Annotated in this window: 11 protein-coding genes and 1 riboswitch; of the genes, 7 read left to right on the top strand and 4 right to left on the bottom strand. The window is 72.4% G+C overall.

Annotation, left to right across the window (positions count from 1 at the left end; genetic code table 11):
- Positions 1-7: 7 nt before the first annotated feature.
- Together ACQP1P_RS32590 and ACQP1P_RS32585 are read right to left on the bottom strand one after the other, a co-directional pair.
- The gene (locus tag ACQP1P_RS32590; RefSeq protein WP_433076691.1) at positions 8-1,792 is read right to left on the bottom strand and encodes an ABC transporter ATP-binding protein; all 1,785 of its coding nucleotides are present in this window, start codon (positions 1,790-1,792) and stop codon (positions 8-10) included.
- Positions 1,789-3,675, bottom strand: a complete 1,887-nt coding sequence (locus ACQP1P_RS32585) for an ABC transporter ATP-binding protein (protein ID WP_433076689.1) — start codon at positions 3,673-3,675, stop codon at positions 1,789-1,791. Before ACQP1P_RS32585 ends, ACQP1P_RS32590 begins: the two co-directional genes overlap by 4 nt.
- A 279-nt stretch (positions 3,676-3,954) precedes the next feature.
- On the opposite strand from ACQP1P_RS32585, the gene ACQP1P_RS32580 reads away from it, so the two are divergent.
- Both ACQP1P_RS32580 and ACQP1P_RS32575 read left to right on the top strand, forming a co-directional pair.
- Entirely contained in the window at positions 3,955-4,701 is a 747-nt protein-coding gene (locus ACQP1P_RS32580; protein ID WP_433076687.1) for a class I SAM-dependent DNA methyltransferase, read from the top strand.
- A gap of 80 nt (positions 4,702-4,781) precedes the next feature.
- Positions 4,782-5,822, top strand: a complete 1,041-nt coding sequence (locus ACQP1P_RS32575) for a cellulase family glycosylhydrolase (protein ID WP_433076685.1) — start codon at positions 4,782-4,784, stop codon at positions 5,820-5,822.
- Between the two features lie 363 nt (positions 5,823-6,185).
- Here the strand turns inward: ACQP1P_RS32575 and ACQP1P_RS32570 are convergent, their stop codons facing one another.
- Together ACQP1P_RS32570 and ACQP1P_RS32565 are read right to left on the bottom strand one after the other, a co-directional pair.
- Positions 6,186-7,211: a hypothetical protein gene (locus tag ACQP1P_RS32570; RefSeq protein WP_433076683.1), complete on the bottom strand. Its 1,026-nt coding sequence runs from the start codon at positions 7,209-7,211 to the stop codon at positions 6,186-6,188.
- Positions 7,208-7,705, bottom strand: a complete 498-nt coding sequence (locus ACQP1P_RS32565) for a SigE family RNA polymerase sigma factor (protein WP_433076681.1) — start codon at positions 7,703-7,705, stop codon at positions 7,208-7,210. Before ACQP1P_RS32565 ends, ACQP1P_RS32570 begins: the two co-directional genes overlap by 4 nt.
- A 295-nt stretch (positions 7,706-8,000) precedes the next feature.
- A riboswitch (cobalamin riboswitch) is annotated at positions 8,001-8,212 on the top strand.
- A gap of 121 nt (positions 8,213-8,333) precedes the next feature.
- On the opposite strand from ACQP1P_RS32565, the gene ACQP1P_RS32560 reads away from it, so the two are divergent.
- From ACQP1P_RS32560 to ACQP1P_RS32540, 5 genes are all read left to right on the top strand, one after another.
- Positions 8,334-10,772 carry a ribonucleoside-diphosphate reductase subunit alpha gene (locus ACQP1P_RS32560; RefSeq protein WP_433076679.1) on the top strand — a complete coding sequence of 813 codons (2,439 nt, stop codon included), beginning with the start codon at positions 8,334-8,336 and terminating at the stop codon, positions 10,770-10,772.
- Between the two features lie 17 nt (positions 10,773-10,789).
- Complete coding sequence (locus ACQP1P_RS32555; protein ID WP_433090198.1) at positions 10,790-11,767, top strand: ribonucleotide-diphosphate reductase subunit beta; 978 nt, start codon at positions 10,790-10,792, stop codon at positions 11,765-11,767.
- Positions 11,768-12,000: 233 nt separating this feature from the next.
- Positions 12,001-12,669, top strand: coding sequence for a VOC family protein (locus tag ACQP1P_RS32550; protein WP_433076678.1), 669 nt, complete (start codon positions 12,001-12,003; stop codon positions 12,667-12,669).
- A gap of 325 nt (positions 12,670-12,994) precedes the next feature.
- On the top strand, positions 12,995-14,617 hold the full coding sequence (qcrB, locus tag ACQP1P_RS32545; RefSeq protein ID WP_433076676.1) for a cytochrome bc1 complex cytochrome b subunit: 1,623 nt from the start codon (positions 12,995-12,997) through the stop codon (positions 14,615-14,617).
- 430 nt (positions 14,618-15,047) lie between these two features.
- Positions 15,048-16,775, top strand: coding sequence for a tetratricopeptide repeat protein (locus ACQP1P_RS32540; protein WP_433076674.1), 1,728 nt, complete (start codon positions 15,048-15,050; stop codon positions 16,773-16,775).
- The last annotated feature ends 323 nt before the right edge of the window (positions 16,776-17,098 follow it).

The following is a 17,098-nucleotide window of genomic DNA, read 5'->3' as shown; positions in this document are numbered from 1 at the left end:
CCACTGCCTACCGGTACACCGATGCCTGGAGCTCGAACAGCTCCGCGTAGAGCCCGCCGCGGCGCATCAGCTCGTCGTGGCTGCCCTGCTCGACCACGCCGCCGCTGTTGAGCACGACGATGAGGTCGGCCATGCGTACGGTGGAGAACCGGTGCGACACCAGGACGCAGACCCCGCCGTTGACCGCCGCGGCGTGCTTGGCCGACTCCGCGTAGCGCTCGAACAGTGCGTGCTCGGCCTGCGGGTCGAGGGCGGAGGCGGGCTCGTCGAGCAGGAGCAGCAGCGGCGCCTCGCGCATCATGGCCCGGCCGAGGGCCAGGCGCTGCCACTGCCCGCCGGACAGCTCCGCGCCGTCGGCGTAGGACTTGCCGAGCTGGGTGGCCAGCCCGTCGGGCAGGCCGTCGACCACGCCGGTCGCGTCGGCGCGGTGCAGCGCCCGGCGGATCGCCTCCTCGTCGTCGCTGCGGGGCAGGTCGCCGAGCCCGACCACCTGCCCGGCGGCGAGCTCGAAGCGCACGTGGTCCTGGAAGTTCGCCGCGATCCGCGACAGCCACGCCTGCGGGTCGATGCGGGCCAGGTCCGCGCCGTCGACGGTGATCGCGCCGCCGGACGGGCGGTAGAACCGGCACAGCAGCTTCGCCAGCGTCGACTTCCCGGCGCCGTTGTCGCCGACGATCGCGACGGTCGTGCCGGGGGCGATGCGCAGGTTCACGTGGCTGAGCGCGTCGCGGTCGCTGCCGGGGTACCGGAAGGACACCTCGTCGAACACGATGCCCCGCTCCAGGCGGTCCGGCGCGGGCAGGTCCGCGGGCGGCGGCTGGAGCTTCGCGACCCGCTCGTGCAGCCACGACACCCACTGCACGGTGCGCGCGTGGCGCTGCAGGTCCTGCGCGAGCTTCAGCGCGTTGGCCGTCTGCGCGCTGGTCTGCACCGCGAGCGCGACGGCCATGATGACGTCGCCCGCGCTGCGCCGCCCGGCGATCGCCTCGCGCACGACGAGGACGACCGCGCCGATGTACCCGGCGGCGAATACCAGCTGCCCGAGGATGCGCAGCAGCATGCCGGTCGTCTCGGCCCGGCGCAGCCGGGCGTGGATGTCGCGGCGCAGTCCCGCCCGCCGCGAGCGCAGCTCGTCCTGCAGGCCGAAGATGCGGATCTCCTTGGCCGCCGCGGGCCGCACGGCCAGCTCCAGCAGGTGCGTGCTGAGCCGCTCCTGCTCGGCGGCGGCGAGCTCCGCGCGCTGGCGGCGCTGCTCGGCCATCCGCCCGGCGATCACCGGCGGGATCGCGGCCAGGGGCAGCAGCAGCAGGACCGGCTGCAGGTAGGCCAGCAGGACCGCGGTCAGCACGATCTGCACGGCCAGCGCGATGGCGGTGAGCACGGCCTGCACCGCCTCGCCGATCGAGCCGCTCTCCTTGCGCAGCAGCTCCATCCGGTCGGCGAAGTCGGCCAGCTCGTGCTGCTCGATGCCGGGCGTGCCGAGGGCGAGCTGGCCGAGCTCGGACTCGACGCGGATCGCGTGCAGGTCGCACAGCTCGAAGAAGAAGATGTGCGCGAAGTGCTCCATCGTCAGGTGGGCCAGGGCGATGAACGCGAACACCACCGACGCACCGACCGCCCAGGCGACCCGGTGGTCGATCGAGGCGTCGATCATCTGCTTCAGGGTGAGCGCGATGAGCGGCCCGCTCACCGCGCCGAGGATCATGAGGACCAGCGACACGGCGAGCCGGGACGGGCTGGCCTGCCGCGCGGAGGACAGGATCGCGCCGATGTTGCGGGCGAACTCGGTCATCGGGTTGCCTCCTCGACGTCGGGGGCGTCGTCGGCGAACCGGGCCGCCTGCAGGTGGAACAGCTCGGCGTACCGGCCGCCGGCGGCGACGAGCTCCTGGTGGCTGCCGGACTCCACGACCCGCCCCTCGTCGAGCACGACGATCCGGTCGGCGCGCCGGACGGTGGAGAAGCGGTGCGAGATCACGATCGTGGTGAGGCCGCGCGTGAGCTCCAGGAACCGGTCGAAGAACTCGACCTCGGCCCGCACGTCGAGGTTCGACGTCGGCTCGTCCAGCACCAGCAGCCGGGCGCCCCGGTCGACGGCCATGAACGCCCGCGCGATGGCGATGCGCTGCCACTGCCCGCCGGACAGGTCGGTGCCGCCCTCGTACTGCCGGGACAGGATCGTGTCGAGCCCGTCGGGCAGCCGCCGGACGACGTCCGCGGCCCCGGCCCGCTCCAGCGCCGACTCGATGCGGGCCGTGTCGCCGCGCAGCCCGGTCGCGCCGAACCCGACGTTGTCGCGCACCGGCAGCTCGAACTGCACGAAGTCCTGGAACACCGCGGCGATCTGGCGCTGCCAGCGCTGCGCCGGGAAGTCCCGCAGGTCGACGCCGTCGACGGTGATCCGCCCCTGCCGCGGCTCGTAGAACCGCGCCAGCAGCTTCACCAGCGTCGACTTCCCGGCGCCGTTGAGCCCGACCACGGCGAGCGACTGCCCGGCCGGCACGTCCAGGTCGAGGCCCTTGAGCACCGGCGCGCCGTCGCCGTAGCCGAACGTGACGCCCTCGAAGCGGATCCCGGTCCGCGGCAGGCCCGCCGGGTCCCGGTCCGCGCTCGTGGCACCGGCCCGCGCGGCGACGGTGTCCTCGAAGCGCTGCAGCGCCTGGGCGGTGACGGTGCCGTACTCGGTCTGCACGTCGGAGTCGGCGATGAACCCGCCGATCTGCAGCGACGACAGCGCGGCCTGGGCGACGAGCGCGGCGCTGCCGATGGCGAGCACCTGCTCGGCCGCGGCGTTCGCGGTCATCGCCAGCGCCACCGCGGTCGCGGCGAAGGCGACGAGGGTGTACAGCACGTAGGGCCCGTAGAAGATGCGCCGCCGGACCGCCCAGGTCGGGTACACCGACTCCAGCGCGGTCGTGGTGAACCGCTCCCGCAGCCACGGCAGCAGGCCGAAGACCCGCACCTCCTTGGCGGCGCGCGGCTCGAGCAGCAGGTCGCGGAAGTACCAGCGCTTGCGCCGCTCGGCGTCGACGGTCCGCCAGGACTTCACGAACACCGACAGCCCCAGGCGGTACCCGAACCGGATCGTCAGCCCCGCCAGGACCAGCAGCGCGCCGGCCCACCAGCTGAAGATCCACCCGACGACCACGCCGGCGAGGATCGTCTGCAGGTAGCGCGAGACGAGTGCGATCGCGCCGGTGCAGGCGGCCCCCGGCGTCCAGACGGTGACCTTGAGCATCTCCACACCGTTGGCGGCGGACTCGACGACCTCCTGGTCCTCCAGGACGCCGAGGTCGTGCGTGGCGAACGAGGCGGCCATGACCCGGTCCGCGGCGATGTCGTCGATCCGGCGGCGGATCAGCTCTCCGGCCCACGCCTGCACCGGCAGCAGCGCCTGCTGGGCGAAGAACACCACCGCCGCGGCGACGAGCACGTTGCGCAGCCCGCGCCATTCCGGCGTGCCGATCCCGGCCCGCACGGTCTGCGGCACCCGCTGGATCACCGCACCGGTCAGCACGACGAACGCGACCGGCAGCGCGCCGGCGACGACCTGCATGAGCAGCGCGGCACCGACCGCCGCGACGCCACCGGTGCGCGCCAGGCGGATGATCCGCCACCGGTCCCGGACGCGCCCGCGGAAATCCTCGAACAGCTCACCGGGCAGCGCCGCGGTCATGCGGCACACCCCGTAGGCATTGCCGGCCGTGAACGTCTCGCGCCTCGCGCACGCATGGCACCTCCCCCTGAACATGCGGTATCGCAGCCCGCCGGGAGAGCGCTCCCCGCGGTGCGGTGATCCAACCTATCAATCCGGATCGGCCTATGTGTGTCCCTGACCCCTGCAACGATCGACATCATTGCGAAACGTTACCGGCTGGAACGGCTGTTCGACGGTGGCCGCCGGCCGGTGAACGTCGGCCGGGGCCCGCGCCGGGGCGCGCGATAGGGTCCTGCGGTGATCGATCAGGATGGGTACTTCGGGGAAAAGGTCGCGGCCAGGTACGACGAGTCGTCGGCGGACATGGCCGACCCGGCGGTGGTTGAGCCGATCGTCGACATGCTCGCCGGGCTCGCCGACGGCGGCCGCGCGCTGGAGCTGGGCATCGGCACGGGCCGCATCGCGCTGCCGCTGGCGGCCCGCGGCGTCGCCGTGCACGGCATCGACCTGTCGCGGGCCATGGTCGCCCGGCTGCGGGAGAAGCCCGGGGGTGACGCCATCGGGGTGACGATCGGGGACTTCGCCACGACGCGGGTGGACGGCGCCTTCTCCGTGGCCTACCTGGTCTTCAACACGATCATGAACCTGACGACGCAGGCGGCGCAGGTGGCCTGCTTCCGCAACGTCGCGGCGCACCTGCAGCCGGGCGGCCGGTTCGTCATCGAGGTCATGATGCCGGACCTGCGCCGGCTCCCGCCCGGGCAGGACGCCGTGCCGTTCCACGTGAGCGAGACGCGGTGGGCCTACGACCTGTACGACGTCGCGACGCAGTCCATGAGCTCGAACTACGTCGAGGTCGTCAACGGCCGCGGCGGCTTCCGCTCGATCCCGTTCCGCTACGTCTGGCCCGCCGAGCTGGACCTGATGGCCCAGATGGCCGGCCTGCACCTGCGCGACCGGTGGGCCAACTGGCACCGCGAGCCGTTCACCAGCGAGAGCGCCCAGCACGTCTCCGTCTGGGAGAAGCCCGTCCTGCCGGATTAGACGACCGGCCTCGGGGAAGTGCTCCGCCTGCGCCGCAACATTGCCAGGCGATTGCCGGGAGATCCCGTCCGAGGTGGTTCATGAGGAAGCGCACCGCCGTCGCGGGGACGTCGCTCGCGGTCGTGGCCGCGCTCGTCCTCGCGGGGCGGCTGCACCACTCGCACGGGGAGCCGGTGCCCGGTGGTTCCCCCCGGCCGGGCGATACGGCGGTCCGGCCCGGCTTCCACGTGCGCGACGGGCGCCTCTACGACGCCAACGACCACGAGTTCGTCATGCGCGGCGTGGGCGAGAACCACGCGGTGTTCCCGGAGCGCACGGCCCGGGCCTTCAGCGACGTCAAGGCGCTGGGCGCGAACGCGGTGCGGGTCGAGCTGTCCACCGGCGTGGTCGCGAAGCGCAACGACGCGGCCGACGTCGCGCACGTGATCGCCCTGTGCCGGCGGAACCGGCTTATCTGCGTGCTGGTGGTGGACGACACCACGGGCTGGGGCTACCGCCCGCAGGCCATCGCGCAGGCGCGGGCGGTGGACTACTGGATCAGCATTCGCGGGGCGCTCGCCGGCCAGGAGCGCTACGCCGTCCTCGACGTCGCGAACGAGCCGTACGTCCTGGACAACGTCCGCACCTGGCCCGGCGACACGATGGACTCGATCCGCCGCCTGCGCGACGCGGGCATCCAGCAGACGCTGCTGGTCGACGCGCCCGACTGGGGCCAGGACCTGTCGTTCACCATGCGCGACCACGCCGCCGAGGTCTTCGCCGCCGACCCCCGGCGCAACACTGTCTTCTCCATCCACGTCTACGGCGCCTTCGGCCGGGCCACGAACATCCGCGACTACGCCGGGGCGTACCTGAAGGCGAAGCTCCCCATCGCGGTGACCGAGTTCGCGTACACCCACCACGACGGCGACGTCGACGAGGACGCGGTCATGGCCGAGGCGCAGGCGCAGGGCATCGGGTATCTCGCGTGGTCGTGGAGCGGCAACAGCGGGGACGTGAGCAACCTCGACATGGTGCACCAGTTCGACGCCAAGGCGATGACCTGGTGGGGCCGGCGGGTGTTCGACGGCCCGAACGGCATCCGGCAGACCTCCCGCGAGGCGACCGTCTATACGCCGTAGGGCGGGCCGCCGACACCGTGACGCTGGCCGTCCCGTCCACCAACTGCCCAGCGGGCTCCGTGTACTCCGTCGACGCCCTGTCCAAGGCCGGCGACGAGGCGAACAACGTGGCCGACGGCGCCCCGCTGGCCCCGGTCGTCACCCTCGGCGGCGACCTCGCCGTCCCGGTGCAGGCCGGGACGTTCAACGCGGCGGGGTGCAGAACATCGTCAAGGGCATCCTCCCGGCGGACACGTCGGACGTGGGGCTCTCGCCCGAGGACGCCGCGAAGCCGGTGGGCACCACCGTCGCGATCGTCCCGGGCCTCAGCCCCGCCGTCGGGCCGCGTGCGCCGCACGCGGCCGTCTTCCCGGCGGGCACCGGTCAGCGGGAGCCGTACCAGCTCACGTCCGGCACCGGGCCGACCTCGAGAGCCTCGGCGATCTTCGGCAGGTCCAGCCCGGACTGCGGGGCCGTGACCGACAGGTTGTAGCCGTCCTGCGGCACGAACAGCTGGTCCCCGCCCCGGCTCAGCAGGCCGTCGGCGTTGCGCACCCGCACCGGTTGCGCGCCCGCCGGGTCGAACGAGCGCTGGACCGCCGGGCCGACCTCGAGCGTCAGCGAACTGCTGGGGCCGTTCACCGCCAGATCGATGGACCAGGCGGTCCCGTCGGCGCGCGCCGTGTACCACCACGGCCGCGACTGGAACGGGTCCGGCAGGAACCCGAGCCGCGGGCCCACCGCGATCCTGGCCGAGTCCGGGCGCAGGGACTCGGCCACCGCGACCGCCATGTCCCGCTCCACCGTGCGGTCGGTGCCGGTCACGATCACCGTCAGCCGCTGCCCGCCCGCCGGCACCCACGTCACGCCGGCCGCGGCCTCGATGCGGTCCAGCAGCTCGGCCTCGACGCCGTTGATCGACACGGTGCCCCCGGTGTGCCGGGGCGGGCCGTCGTCGCCGATGATCAGGGTCACGCTCGCGCCCGTGGTGTCGGTGCCGGGGGCGGGGACCCAGCCGCGGCTCGTGGCGGCCGCGGTGCCGCCGGACACCAGGACCGAGGCCATCACCTGGCCGTAGCCGTCGGGCAGGAACGTGGGCCGCCAGGTCGCCGTGGCCTCCAGCCAGCCGCCGCCCGGGCCGCCCGCGACCTTCGGGAAGCCGCCCGGCTCCTTCGGGGAGCCCGGGTCCCCGGGCCGTCCGGTGCCGGGCCCGGCCGCCGAGCGGTACACCTCCAGCCCGCCCCCGACCGCCGCCACCGCCACCGCGGCCCCGGCGGCGCGCAGCACCAGGCGGCGCTGGCGCATGACCCGCGTTCGCGCGTCGAGTGCCGCCGTGATGCGCTGCGGCGCGTGGGCCCGGTCGGCGATGGTGGCGATCGCGCCGCGGATCGCGTCGTCCTCGTAGCTCATCGTTGCTCCTCAAGGCTGGGTTGGGGCAGTACTGCGCGCAGGGTGGCCAGGCCACGCATGGCCTGGGTGCGGACGGTGACGATCGAGCAGCCCATGAGCACGGCGATGTCGGCGTCGGCCATGTCCTCGAGGTACCGCAGCACGATCACGATCCGCTGGCGCGCGGGAAGGTCGCGGATGAGCCGGACCAGAGCATCCCGCTGCGCGATCCGCTCGTCGTGGCCGTCGGCCGTGACCGGCTCGGCGGCGTGATGCACGCGCTCGCGGCGCAGCCGCGCCGCGAGCTGTCGACGTGCCGAGGTCAGCTCGTTGATGACCATCCGCCGGACGTACGCCTCCGGGGACTCCAGCTCGGCGATCCTCGACCACCGGGGCTGCGCCTTCACGAGCACGTCCTGCAGCACGTCGGCGCCGGCGTCGGGATCACCGGCGAGCGCCGTCGCGTACCGCGTGAGGGCGGGCAACCGGGCGGCGAGGAACTCCTCGAACGTCACCTGCACACCCCGTTCACGAAGCCACCCCCGGCGTTCGTTGCACGGGACCGTTCCGGCGACGGCGAGGCCGGCCGCCGCGCGCGGGCGAGGCCGGCCGCCGCGCGCGGGTCCGGCGAGCCGGCGGCCGGGCGGACGCTTGCGGTTGCCGACCGAGCCGTCCGGGCGCGGCGATCCTGGCCACCCCGCGCCGGGGCGTCGCGCCGGTCGCCGCGGTCGGCAGTGACGCCTGGCGATGCGATCCGCGCGACACGCCGACACACCATCTGGTGGTTCGCTTTCTCGATGTCTCCCATATATGGTGTTGCTCGCAGCTGGTTCGGCCGCTCCTGCGGGGACGGCCGTGGCAACAGGGAACCCGGTGTGAACCCGGGACTGCCCCGCAGCGGTGAGTGGGAACGAAAGCCGTCAACGAAGCACTGGGCCGCCAGGCCTGGGAAGCGACGGCCGGTAGGTGGCCGGGAGGCCGCGCCCGCGAGTCCGAAGACCTGCCAGCGCACCGCGCGCCGAACCGGGTGCGCGGTGGTCGGAGGCCGCGCGGGACGGCCGACGCCAGCCCGGGTGACGGCGTGCGCCGTCCCTCCATGGCGTCGTCCCCCTGCGCGCCCATCACGGGTGACGAGGGGAACTCATGACGGTCACGCAGGACACGGCCGCACCGGGCCAGGCGGACGCACAGGGCCAGGCGGACGCACAGGGCCGCGCGCACGCACAGGGCCGGGCGGACGCACAGGGCCGGGCGGCGGCGCCCGAGCCGCGGCGCCACGCGATGCAGGTCCGCAAGCGCAGCGGCGACCTGGAACCGGTCGACGTCAACAAGATCGTCAAGGCGGTCGAGCGTTGGGTCGCCGACCTCGACGAGGTCGACCCGCTGCGGGTCGCCACGAAGACGATCAGCGGCCTCTACGACGGGGCCACGACGGCCGAGCTGGACAAGCTGTCGATCCAGACCGCGGCCGAACTGATCGGCGAGGAGCCGCAGTATTCCAGGCTCGCCGCCCGGCTGCTCGCCGCATTCGTGGACAAGGAGGTCCGCGGGCAGGCGGTCGCGAGCTTCAGCCAGTCGATCCGCTACGGCCACCGGCTCGGCCTCATCGGCGACGAGACGGCCGCGTTCGTCGCCGCGAACGCCCGCAAGCTCGACGATGCCGTCGACCCCGGCGGGGACCTGCGCTTCGAGTACTTCGGCCTGCGCACCGTCGCCGACCGCTACCTGCTGCGCCACCCCGAGACCCGCCTCGTCGTCGAGACGCCCCAGTACTGGCTGCTGCGCGTCGCCTGCGGCCTGTCGCAGACACCGGGCGAGGCGATCGGCTTCTACCGGCTCATGTCCTCCCTGGCCTACCTGCCGTCCTCGCCGACGCTGTTCAACTCCGGCACCCGGCACACACAGATGTCCTCGTGCTTCCTCGTGGACTCGCCGAAGGACGAGCTCGACTCGATCTACGAGCGGTATCACCAGGTCGCCAAGCTGTCGAAGTTCTCCGGCGGCATCGGCATCTCCTGGTCGCGCGTGCGCGGGCGGGGCGCGCTGATCCGCGGTACCAACGGAACGTCCAACGGGATCGTCCCCTTCCTCAAGACGCTGGACGCGGGTGTCGCCGCGGTGAACCAGGGCGGCCGGCGCAAGGGCGCGGCGTGCGTGTATCTGGAGCCGTGGCACCCGGACATCGAGGAGTTCCTGGAGCTGCGGGACAACACCGGTGAGGAGGCCCGCCGCACGCACAACCTCAATCTGGCCAACTGGCTGCCGGACGAGTTCATGCGCCGGGTCGAGGCCGACGGCGACTGGTCGCTGGTCGACCCGTCCGACGCGCCGGATCTGCCGGACCTGTTCGGCGCCGACTTCGACGAGGCCTACCGGGCAGCGGAGCGGCGGGCCGTGCGCACGGTGAAGGCCCGCGAGCTCTACGGCAGGATGATGCGCACCCTCGCGCAGACCGGCAACGGCTGGATGACGTTCAAGGACCGCTCCAACGCGCTGTCGAATCAGACGGGGGCGCCGGGTAACACCATCCACCTGTCCAACCTGTGCACCGAGATCGTCGAGGTCAACAGCGACGGCGAGACCGCGGTGTGCAACCTCGGCTCGATCAACCTCGGCGCGCACGTGACCGCCGGCGGCGTGGACTGGCAGCGGCTGCGGCAGACGGTCCGCACCGCCGTGGTGTTTCTCGATCGCGTCATCGACATCAACTACTACCCCTCGCAGCAGGCGGGCGCGTCGAACCCGCGGTGGCGGCCGGTCGGTCTCGGCCTGATGGGCCTGCAGGACGCCTTCTTCGCACTGAAGCTACCGTTCGACTCCGCGGCCGCGCGGGAGTTGTCCACAAGGGTGCAGGAAGAAATCTTCCTCACCGCGCTGGAGACGTCCGCGGAACTGGCCGCGCGGTTCGGCCCGCACCCGGCGTACGCGCAGACCCGCGCGGCGTCCGGCGTGCTGCACCCGGACCTGTGGGGCGTTACCACGCACGGCGAGCGCTGGACGGCGTTGCGCACACAGATCGCCGAACACGGCCTGCGCAACTCGCTGCTCGTCGCGATCGCGCCGACCGCCACCATCGCCTCGATCGCGGGCTGCTACGAGTGCATCGAGCCGCAGGTGTCGAACCTGTTCAAGCGCGAGACGATGTCGGGGGAGTTCCTGCAGATCAACGCGTACCTGGTGCGGGAGCTCAAGGCCCGCGGCCTGTGGACGGCGCCGATCCGGGAGCGGATCAAGCGGGCCGAGGGCTCCGTGCAGGACATCGGGGAGCTGCCGGCGGACGTGCGGGAGCTGTACCGCACCGCGTGGGAGCTGCCGCAGCGCGCGCTCATCGATCTCGCCGCGGCGCGGGCGCCCTTCGTCGACCAGTCGCAGTCGCTGAACCTGTTCATGAGCGCTCCCACGATCGGCAAGCTCTCCTCGATGTACCTGCACGCGTGGAAGTCCGGCCTGAAGACGACGTACTACCTGCGATCCCGGCCGGCCACCCGGATCCAGCAGGCGACGGTGTCGATCGTCGCGCCCACCGCCGAGGCGGTCGCGTGCTCGCTGGAGAACCCCGAGTCGTGCGAGGCGTGCCAGTGAGCCTCCTCGACCCCGGCATGAACCTGACGCTGCGACCCATGCGGTACCCGCACTTCTTCGACCGGTACAAGGACGCCATCAGGAACACGTGGACCGTCGAGGAGGTGGACCTGCACAGCGACCTGCCCGACCTGGCCAGGCTCACGCCGGCCGAGCGGCACCTGGTCTCGCGTCTGGTCGCCTTCTTCGCCACCGGTGACACGATCGTCGCCAACAATCTCGTCCTGAACCTGTACCAGCACGTGAACTCGCCCGAGGGAAGGCTGTACCTGTCCCGGCAGCTGTTCGAGGAGGCCGTGCACGTCCAGTTCTACCTGAACCTGCTCGACACCTACGTGCCCGACGAGGCCGAGCGGTTCGCGGCGTTCGCGGCGGTGGAGCACATCCCGTCGATCGCCCGCAAGGCCGAGTTCTGCTTCCGCTGGATCGACTCCCTCGGCGAGCTGCGGCAGCTGCGGACCCGCGACGACCGCCGGGCGTTCCTGCTCAACCTGATCTGCTTCGCGGCGTGCATCGAGGGCCTGTTCTTCTACGGCGCCTTCGCCTACGTGTACTACCTGCGCTCCCGCGGCCTGCTGCACGGCCTCGCGTCGGGCACCAACTGGGTGTTCCGCGACGAGTCCATGCACATGGCGTTCGCCTTCGACGTGGTGGAGACGGTCCGCTCGGAGGAGCCGGACCTGTTCGACGACGCGATGGCGGCGCAGGTGCGCGACATGCTCGCCGAGGCCGTCGAGTGCGAGGTCCAGTTCGCCGCGGACCTGCTCGGGCCGGGCGTCTCGGGCATGGCGCCGGCGGACATGCGTGAGTACCTGCAGCACGTCGCCGATCGGCGGCTCGCGCTGCTGGGGATCGAGCCGCTGTACGGCAGCCGCAACCCCTTCGCCTTCATGGAGCTGCAGGACGTGCAGGAGCTGTCGAACTTCTTCGAGCGCCGCGTCTCGGCCTATCAGCTCGGCGTGACGGGAACGGTCTCCTTCGACGACGACTTCTGATCCCCGCGCGACCAGGCGCCGCGGCCGCGGGCCCGTCCCCGCGGCCGCGTGGCGCCGGTTCCAAGTCGGACTTAGAGGCGGGACAAGCCGAATCCAAGTCGCGGTCCGGGACGTCTCCGGCGCGGTGTCGTTCTTCCAGGCGGCATCGTTTGCCGGGCGGCAAATATATATCGGTTGGATCACGGCGGCCGGACCGCTCGGCGGTCGTCGGCGGCGGGCGGTACAGTCTCGCCGTGCTGCCAACGGTTGAGGCGTCCGTGCCGGTGCTGTACGTCGCCGACATCGAGCGATCCCAGGCCTTCTACACGTTGCTGGGCTGGTCCGTCCTGCGCGCCGGCGGCGACGTGGCCGCCAGCTGGCGGCACCTGCGCAGCGGCGAGCTGGCCATCCTGCTGGCCGCCGTGCAGCCGCGGCTGATCACCGTCGAGCTGCCGCTGCTGGTGTACTTCTACGTCGACAACCTCGAGGCGGCCCTGCAGAGCCTCGCCGACGCCGGCCATCCGGCCGAGCGCATCGGCTACCCGGACCACGCCCCCGGCGGCGAGGCCCGCGTGCGGGATCCGGACGGCAACGTGGTGCTCCTCGGCCAGCGCGCCGCCGTTGCCGAGGCCGATCGTCAGGCGGCCACCGGCGCCGAGGCCAAGTTCGAGCTCATCCAGCGCGCGGCGGAGGCCGTCAGCCAGCGCGGGGGTGCCCCGGAGCGCTGCCAGGTCGGCCAGTCCGACGGGGCGCCGTGCCCGGCCGCCGCCCAGGTCAAACTCACCGATTCCTGGGGCGACTCGGTCTGGGGCTGCACCGAGCACGGCGAAGAGGTGCTCTTCAGCGTCCGGGGCGCGTTCATCGCCATCGAGGACGGCGACGGGCTGGGCCAGTTCCTGCGCAACCGGGCGGCCCGCCGCTGACCGGTCGCACCATGGCCCGCGCACGCCCGGCCAAGGGCGCGGGGCGGCGGTAACTTCGCGGTGCGGCCCGGGCTTGGACGGCGCGGCAGCGGGTAGCCGCGCGGGATGACTGTCGACGGCGGCACGGACGGCGGCACGGTGGTCGGGCAACGCCTCCGAGGGGAGGCGGACGCCTGGCGGGCACTCGCCGGCCTCCGGGAGCCGGGAGTCGATCATCCGCGGCGCGACCGGCACCCGGGCGTGCGCTCCGGCGCGGGACGAGTCCGCCGGCCTCCGGTCGTGGCTGCGGCTCAAGGACGGTCGCACCTGCTTTCTGGGAGCTGCCATGAGACGACGCAAGACCGATCCGCGGGCTCTGCCGGCCAACTCGGCGAGAGCGATCGACGAACGTTTCCAAGCGGCGACGCCGTTGCGCCGCCTGTTCAACAAGGTCTTCCCGGACCACTGGTCGTTCCTGCTGGGCGAGATCGCGCTCTACTCGTTCATCGTGCTGCTGCTCAGCGGTACCTTCCTGGCGCTGTTCTTCGACCCGTCCATGCGCGAGACGGCCTACAGCGGCAGCTACCCGCCACTGCGCGGGGTGGAGATGTCGCAGGCGTACAACACGGCGCTGCAGCTGTCGTTCGACATCCGCGGCGGCCTGTTCATGCGGCAGATGCACCACTGGGCGGCGCTGCTGTTCGTGGCCGCGATCGTGGTGCACATGTTCCGCGTCTTCTTCACCGGCGCGTTCCGCAAGCCGCGCGAGGCCAACTGGATCGTCGGCCTCCTGCTGTTCTGGATGGCGTTCCTGGAGGGCTTCGCCGGCTACTCGCTGCCCGACGACGCGCTGTCCGGCACCGGCCTGCGCATCGCGAGCGCCATCGTGCTGTCGATCCCGGTCGTCGGCACCTGGGTGACCACCACGCTGTTCGGGGGCGAGTTCCCGGGTGAGATCATCCTGCCCCGGCTCTACATCGTGCACGTCCTGCTGGTGCCGGCCGCGCTGCTCGCGCTCATCAGCGTCCACATGGGCCTGCTGGTGAAGCAGAAGCACACGCAGTGGCCCGGCCCCGGCCACACCAACGAGAACGTGGTCGGCGTGCGGATGGTGCCGAACTTCGCGGTCAAGTCGGGCGGCTTCTTCATGTTCGTGTTCGCGCTGACCGCCGCGCTGGCCGGCCTCTTCCAGATCAACCCGATCTGGCTGTACGGGCCGTACAAGGCCGCGGTGGTCTCGGCGGCGAGCCAGCCCGACTGGTACGTCATGTTCCTCGACGGCGCCGCCCGTCTCATGCCGGGGTGGGAGATCCGGTTCACCCTGTTCGGCAACGGCTACACCCTTCCGCCGATCTTCTGGCCCACGGTCGTACTGCCCGGCCTCCTCGCGATCCTGCCGATGCTCTACCCCTTCATCGAGCAGCGCCACGCCAAGGACAGAGCCTTCCACAACCTGCTGGAGCGGCCGCGGGACAACCCGAGCCGCACCGGGCTCGGCGCGATGGCGATCACGTTCTACGCGATCCTGCTGATCTCCGGCGGCAACGACGTGCTGGCGGACAAGTTCCACATCAGCCTCAACGCGATGATCTGGGCGGGTCGCGTCGGCATCCTCACGCTCCCGGCGCTGGCCTACTACGTGGCGTACCGGCTCGCGCTGGGCCTGCAGCAGCACGACCGCGAGGTGCTGGCCCACGGCGTCGAGACCGGCATCATCCGCCGCCTGTCCGACGGCCGCTTCGTCGAGGTCCACCAGCCGCTGCCGTCGGACGGCGACGGCCGGCGCGCCGGGGCGCAGCGTCAGCTGGAGTACTCGGGTTCGGTGGTACCGAAGAAGATGAACCGGATCGGTGCGCTCGCCCCGACGGTGAAGGGCTTCTTCTTCCCGATCGAGAAGGCCCCCGAGTCGCTGGCGCGGCGCGAGCCCGAAGCGCGCGGCGACGGCTCGTCGACGCGCGAGTCCGAGTAGCCGCGCTCGGCGTGACGCGGACGCGCCGCCGCCCTGGCGTCGTGCCGGTCAGGCGCCCCGGGCACCCAGTCGAGGCTGAACCGGGTGCACACGATGCCGCCGCTGTTGCCGATCTCGTACAGGTCGGCGACCTGTCCGTCGGCCAGTACGGCCATCGTGGAGTAGCCGGGAGCGGGGCCACGACAGCGGCTGGTGGGCCGGCACCGGCAACGGCACCCTGCTGGAGATCTGGACCCGCAACGGCGGCGACAGCCAGCAGTGGGCCCGCAGCTGAACCTCGCGGAGCGATCTTCCCATCCATCGATGAAACGCTCTATGATGCTGATCACTTCATTGATCCCTGCCGGAGGTGGCCAATGCGGAAGATGACGATCCGCCACAAGAGTGCCGTGCGCCTGTTGTCCGGAGCGCGGCGGCTCTGGCTGGAATGGTGCTGGTAGGACGACGCCGGGCGGGCGCCTCCGGGCGCCCGCCCTACGACTGCCACCGCGACCTCGGCCCGTACGCCGGGGTCGGCGCGTTCCTCGCCGACCTCGCCCGCGACCATCCCCGGCGGGCCGCCCGTCACCGCGCCGAGCTGCACGCCATCGTCCCGGCCCGGCATCCGGCCCCGGCGGCCGCGGCCGACGAGCAGCCGATCCGGTTCCACCCCGCTCGGCGCACGGCCGCCCTCGCGTTCGGGGCGGCGGAATTCGTGGCCGCGTGCGCCGTGCGCCGTCCCCTGACCGTCCACTTCGTCCACGCCGATGCGGCCGACGAGACGACCGCGGAACTCCTCGCGACGCTCACGCGGCGGCTCGCGCCGACGCCGGCGGCCCTGCACCTGCACGACGGGGGAGCGCCCGAGCCGGCGGCCGAGTCGCGGCCGGCGAACCTGCGGGCCATGCTGGGCGACAGTCTGGCGCGCGGCTTCTACCACCACGCCGTGCGGACCGCGCGGCGCGGCCGGGCCGCCGTCACCCCCGGGACCGACCTCGCCCTCTGGTGGTCGTTCACCACGGGACTGGCCACCGCCCTCGCCGCGCTCGGCCACGCCGGCGAGGCACTCCAGCTGTACGCCGAAGTCCGGGCCGTCACCGACGATCCGAAGATCACCACGTCGGCCGCATACTCCACGGCCATGCTGTACGCCCGCCACCTTCCCCCGGCGCAGCAGGACCCGGCCATGGCCAGACAGTGGCTGGAGCGGGCGCTGCACCTGGCCGGCGGCATCACCGACGAACGCCGTCGCGTCGTGTCGAGCGTCTTCTACGAGCAGGGCATCGCGCTGCTGGACAGCCGCGAGGGCCGGGCGGACCAAGCGCTGGACCTGGTGAACTCCGGTCTGGCGAAGCTCTCCACCGTCCTGGGCGCCGACGAGCGTCGGCAGGACCAGGCCCGCCTGCGGCACAACCGCGCCCAGCTCCACGTGGCGCTCGGCAATACCGCCGAGGCACTGGCCGACCTCGACGACGTCATCGCCTTCGACCCCGACAACTGCGAGTACTACGTCGATCGCGCGGCCTTGCACCGTGCCGCTGGGCGCACGAGCGCCGCCTTGCGCGACTACGCGGCGGCGATCGAGCTCGGACCGCACCTGCCGGAGGCGTACTACAACCGCGCGACGCTGCATGAGGAGACCGGGCGCGGCGGGGCGGCACGCGAGGATCTGCGGCGCGTCCTGGCCATCGATCCGGCCCATCTCGACGCCCGGGTAGCGCTGGCCAACCTCCATCTCGCCCGGGGCGACCTCGCCGCCGCCGAGGCATGCGTGCGCTCGGCTCCGCCCGAGCGGCGCGACGCGCCCGCCCTGCTGTGCACGCTGGGTCTGATCCGCTCCGAACGCGGTGCCCTCGACGAGGCCGACGATCTGCTGACGCGGGCCCTCGACGCCGATCCCGGACTGGCCGAGGCGTGGACCAACCGCGCCGCCGTACGCTTCGAACGCGGTGACGCCTCCGCCGCGGTGGCCGACCTCGACCGCGCGGTGGTGCTGTCGGCCGCGGCCGAGCCTCGCTACAACCGCGCCACCGCGCTGATGCGGCTGGAGCGCTGGGGCGAGGCCGCTGACGACCTGACGGCCGCGCTGGCCGTGCCCGGCCTGGACGCCAGGCTCCGCCGCGACCTGCGCGCCGGGCTCGACCGCTGCCGGGCCCACGCGCCGTCTCCCCGGCGTTGACGTGGTCACCGGGAGCGCATCGCCGGTGACGCCCGCCGGCCGGTCCCGCGATTGACCGGGCGCGCCGCTTCCGCGGGATCGCGTGGCGGTTGACCCGTGCGGCGAACGCCTTGACCCGGTTGCGGATCGTGACCGGCCCGTACGGGCTCGAGTCGCCAACCGCCGGGACCGGCTGGGCCGCATCAGAGTCAGTTCGTGGCGCGACCCGTGCATGGATGCGATTCGTGGCAAGTTCCACCGGCTGAATCCACGGCACCCTGCGGTACGCGAAGACATGGCGACAGAGCAAGCCGTTCGTGTGTCTGGTAGTGGAAGGGCCTCAC

Origin of the sequence: Dactylosporangium sp. CA-052675 (assembly GCF_050947935.1) — a bacterium.
In the GTDB taxonomy this organism is placed as follows: domain Bacteria; phylum Actinomycetota; class Actinomycetes; order Mycobacteriales; family Micromonosporaceae; genus Dactylosporangium.
This window is presented reverse-complemented; position numbering and strand designations above follow the sequence as displayed.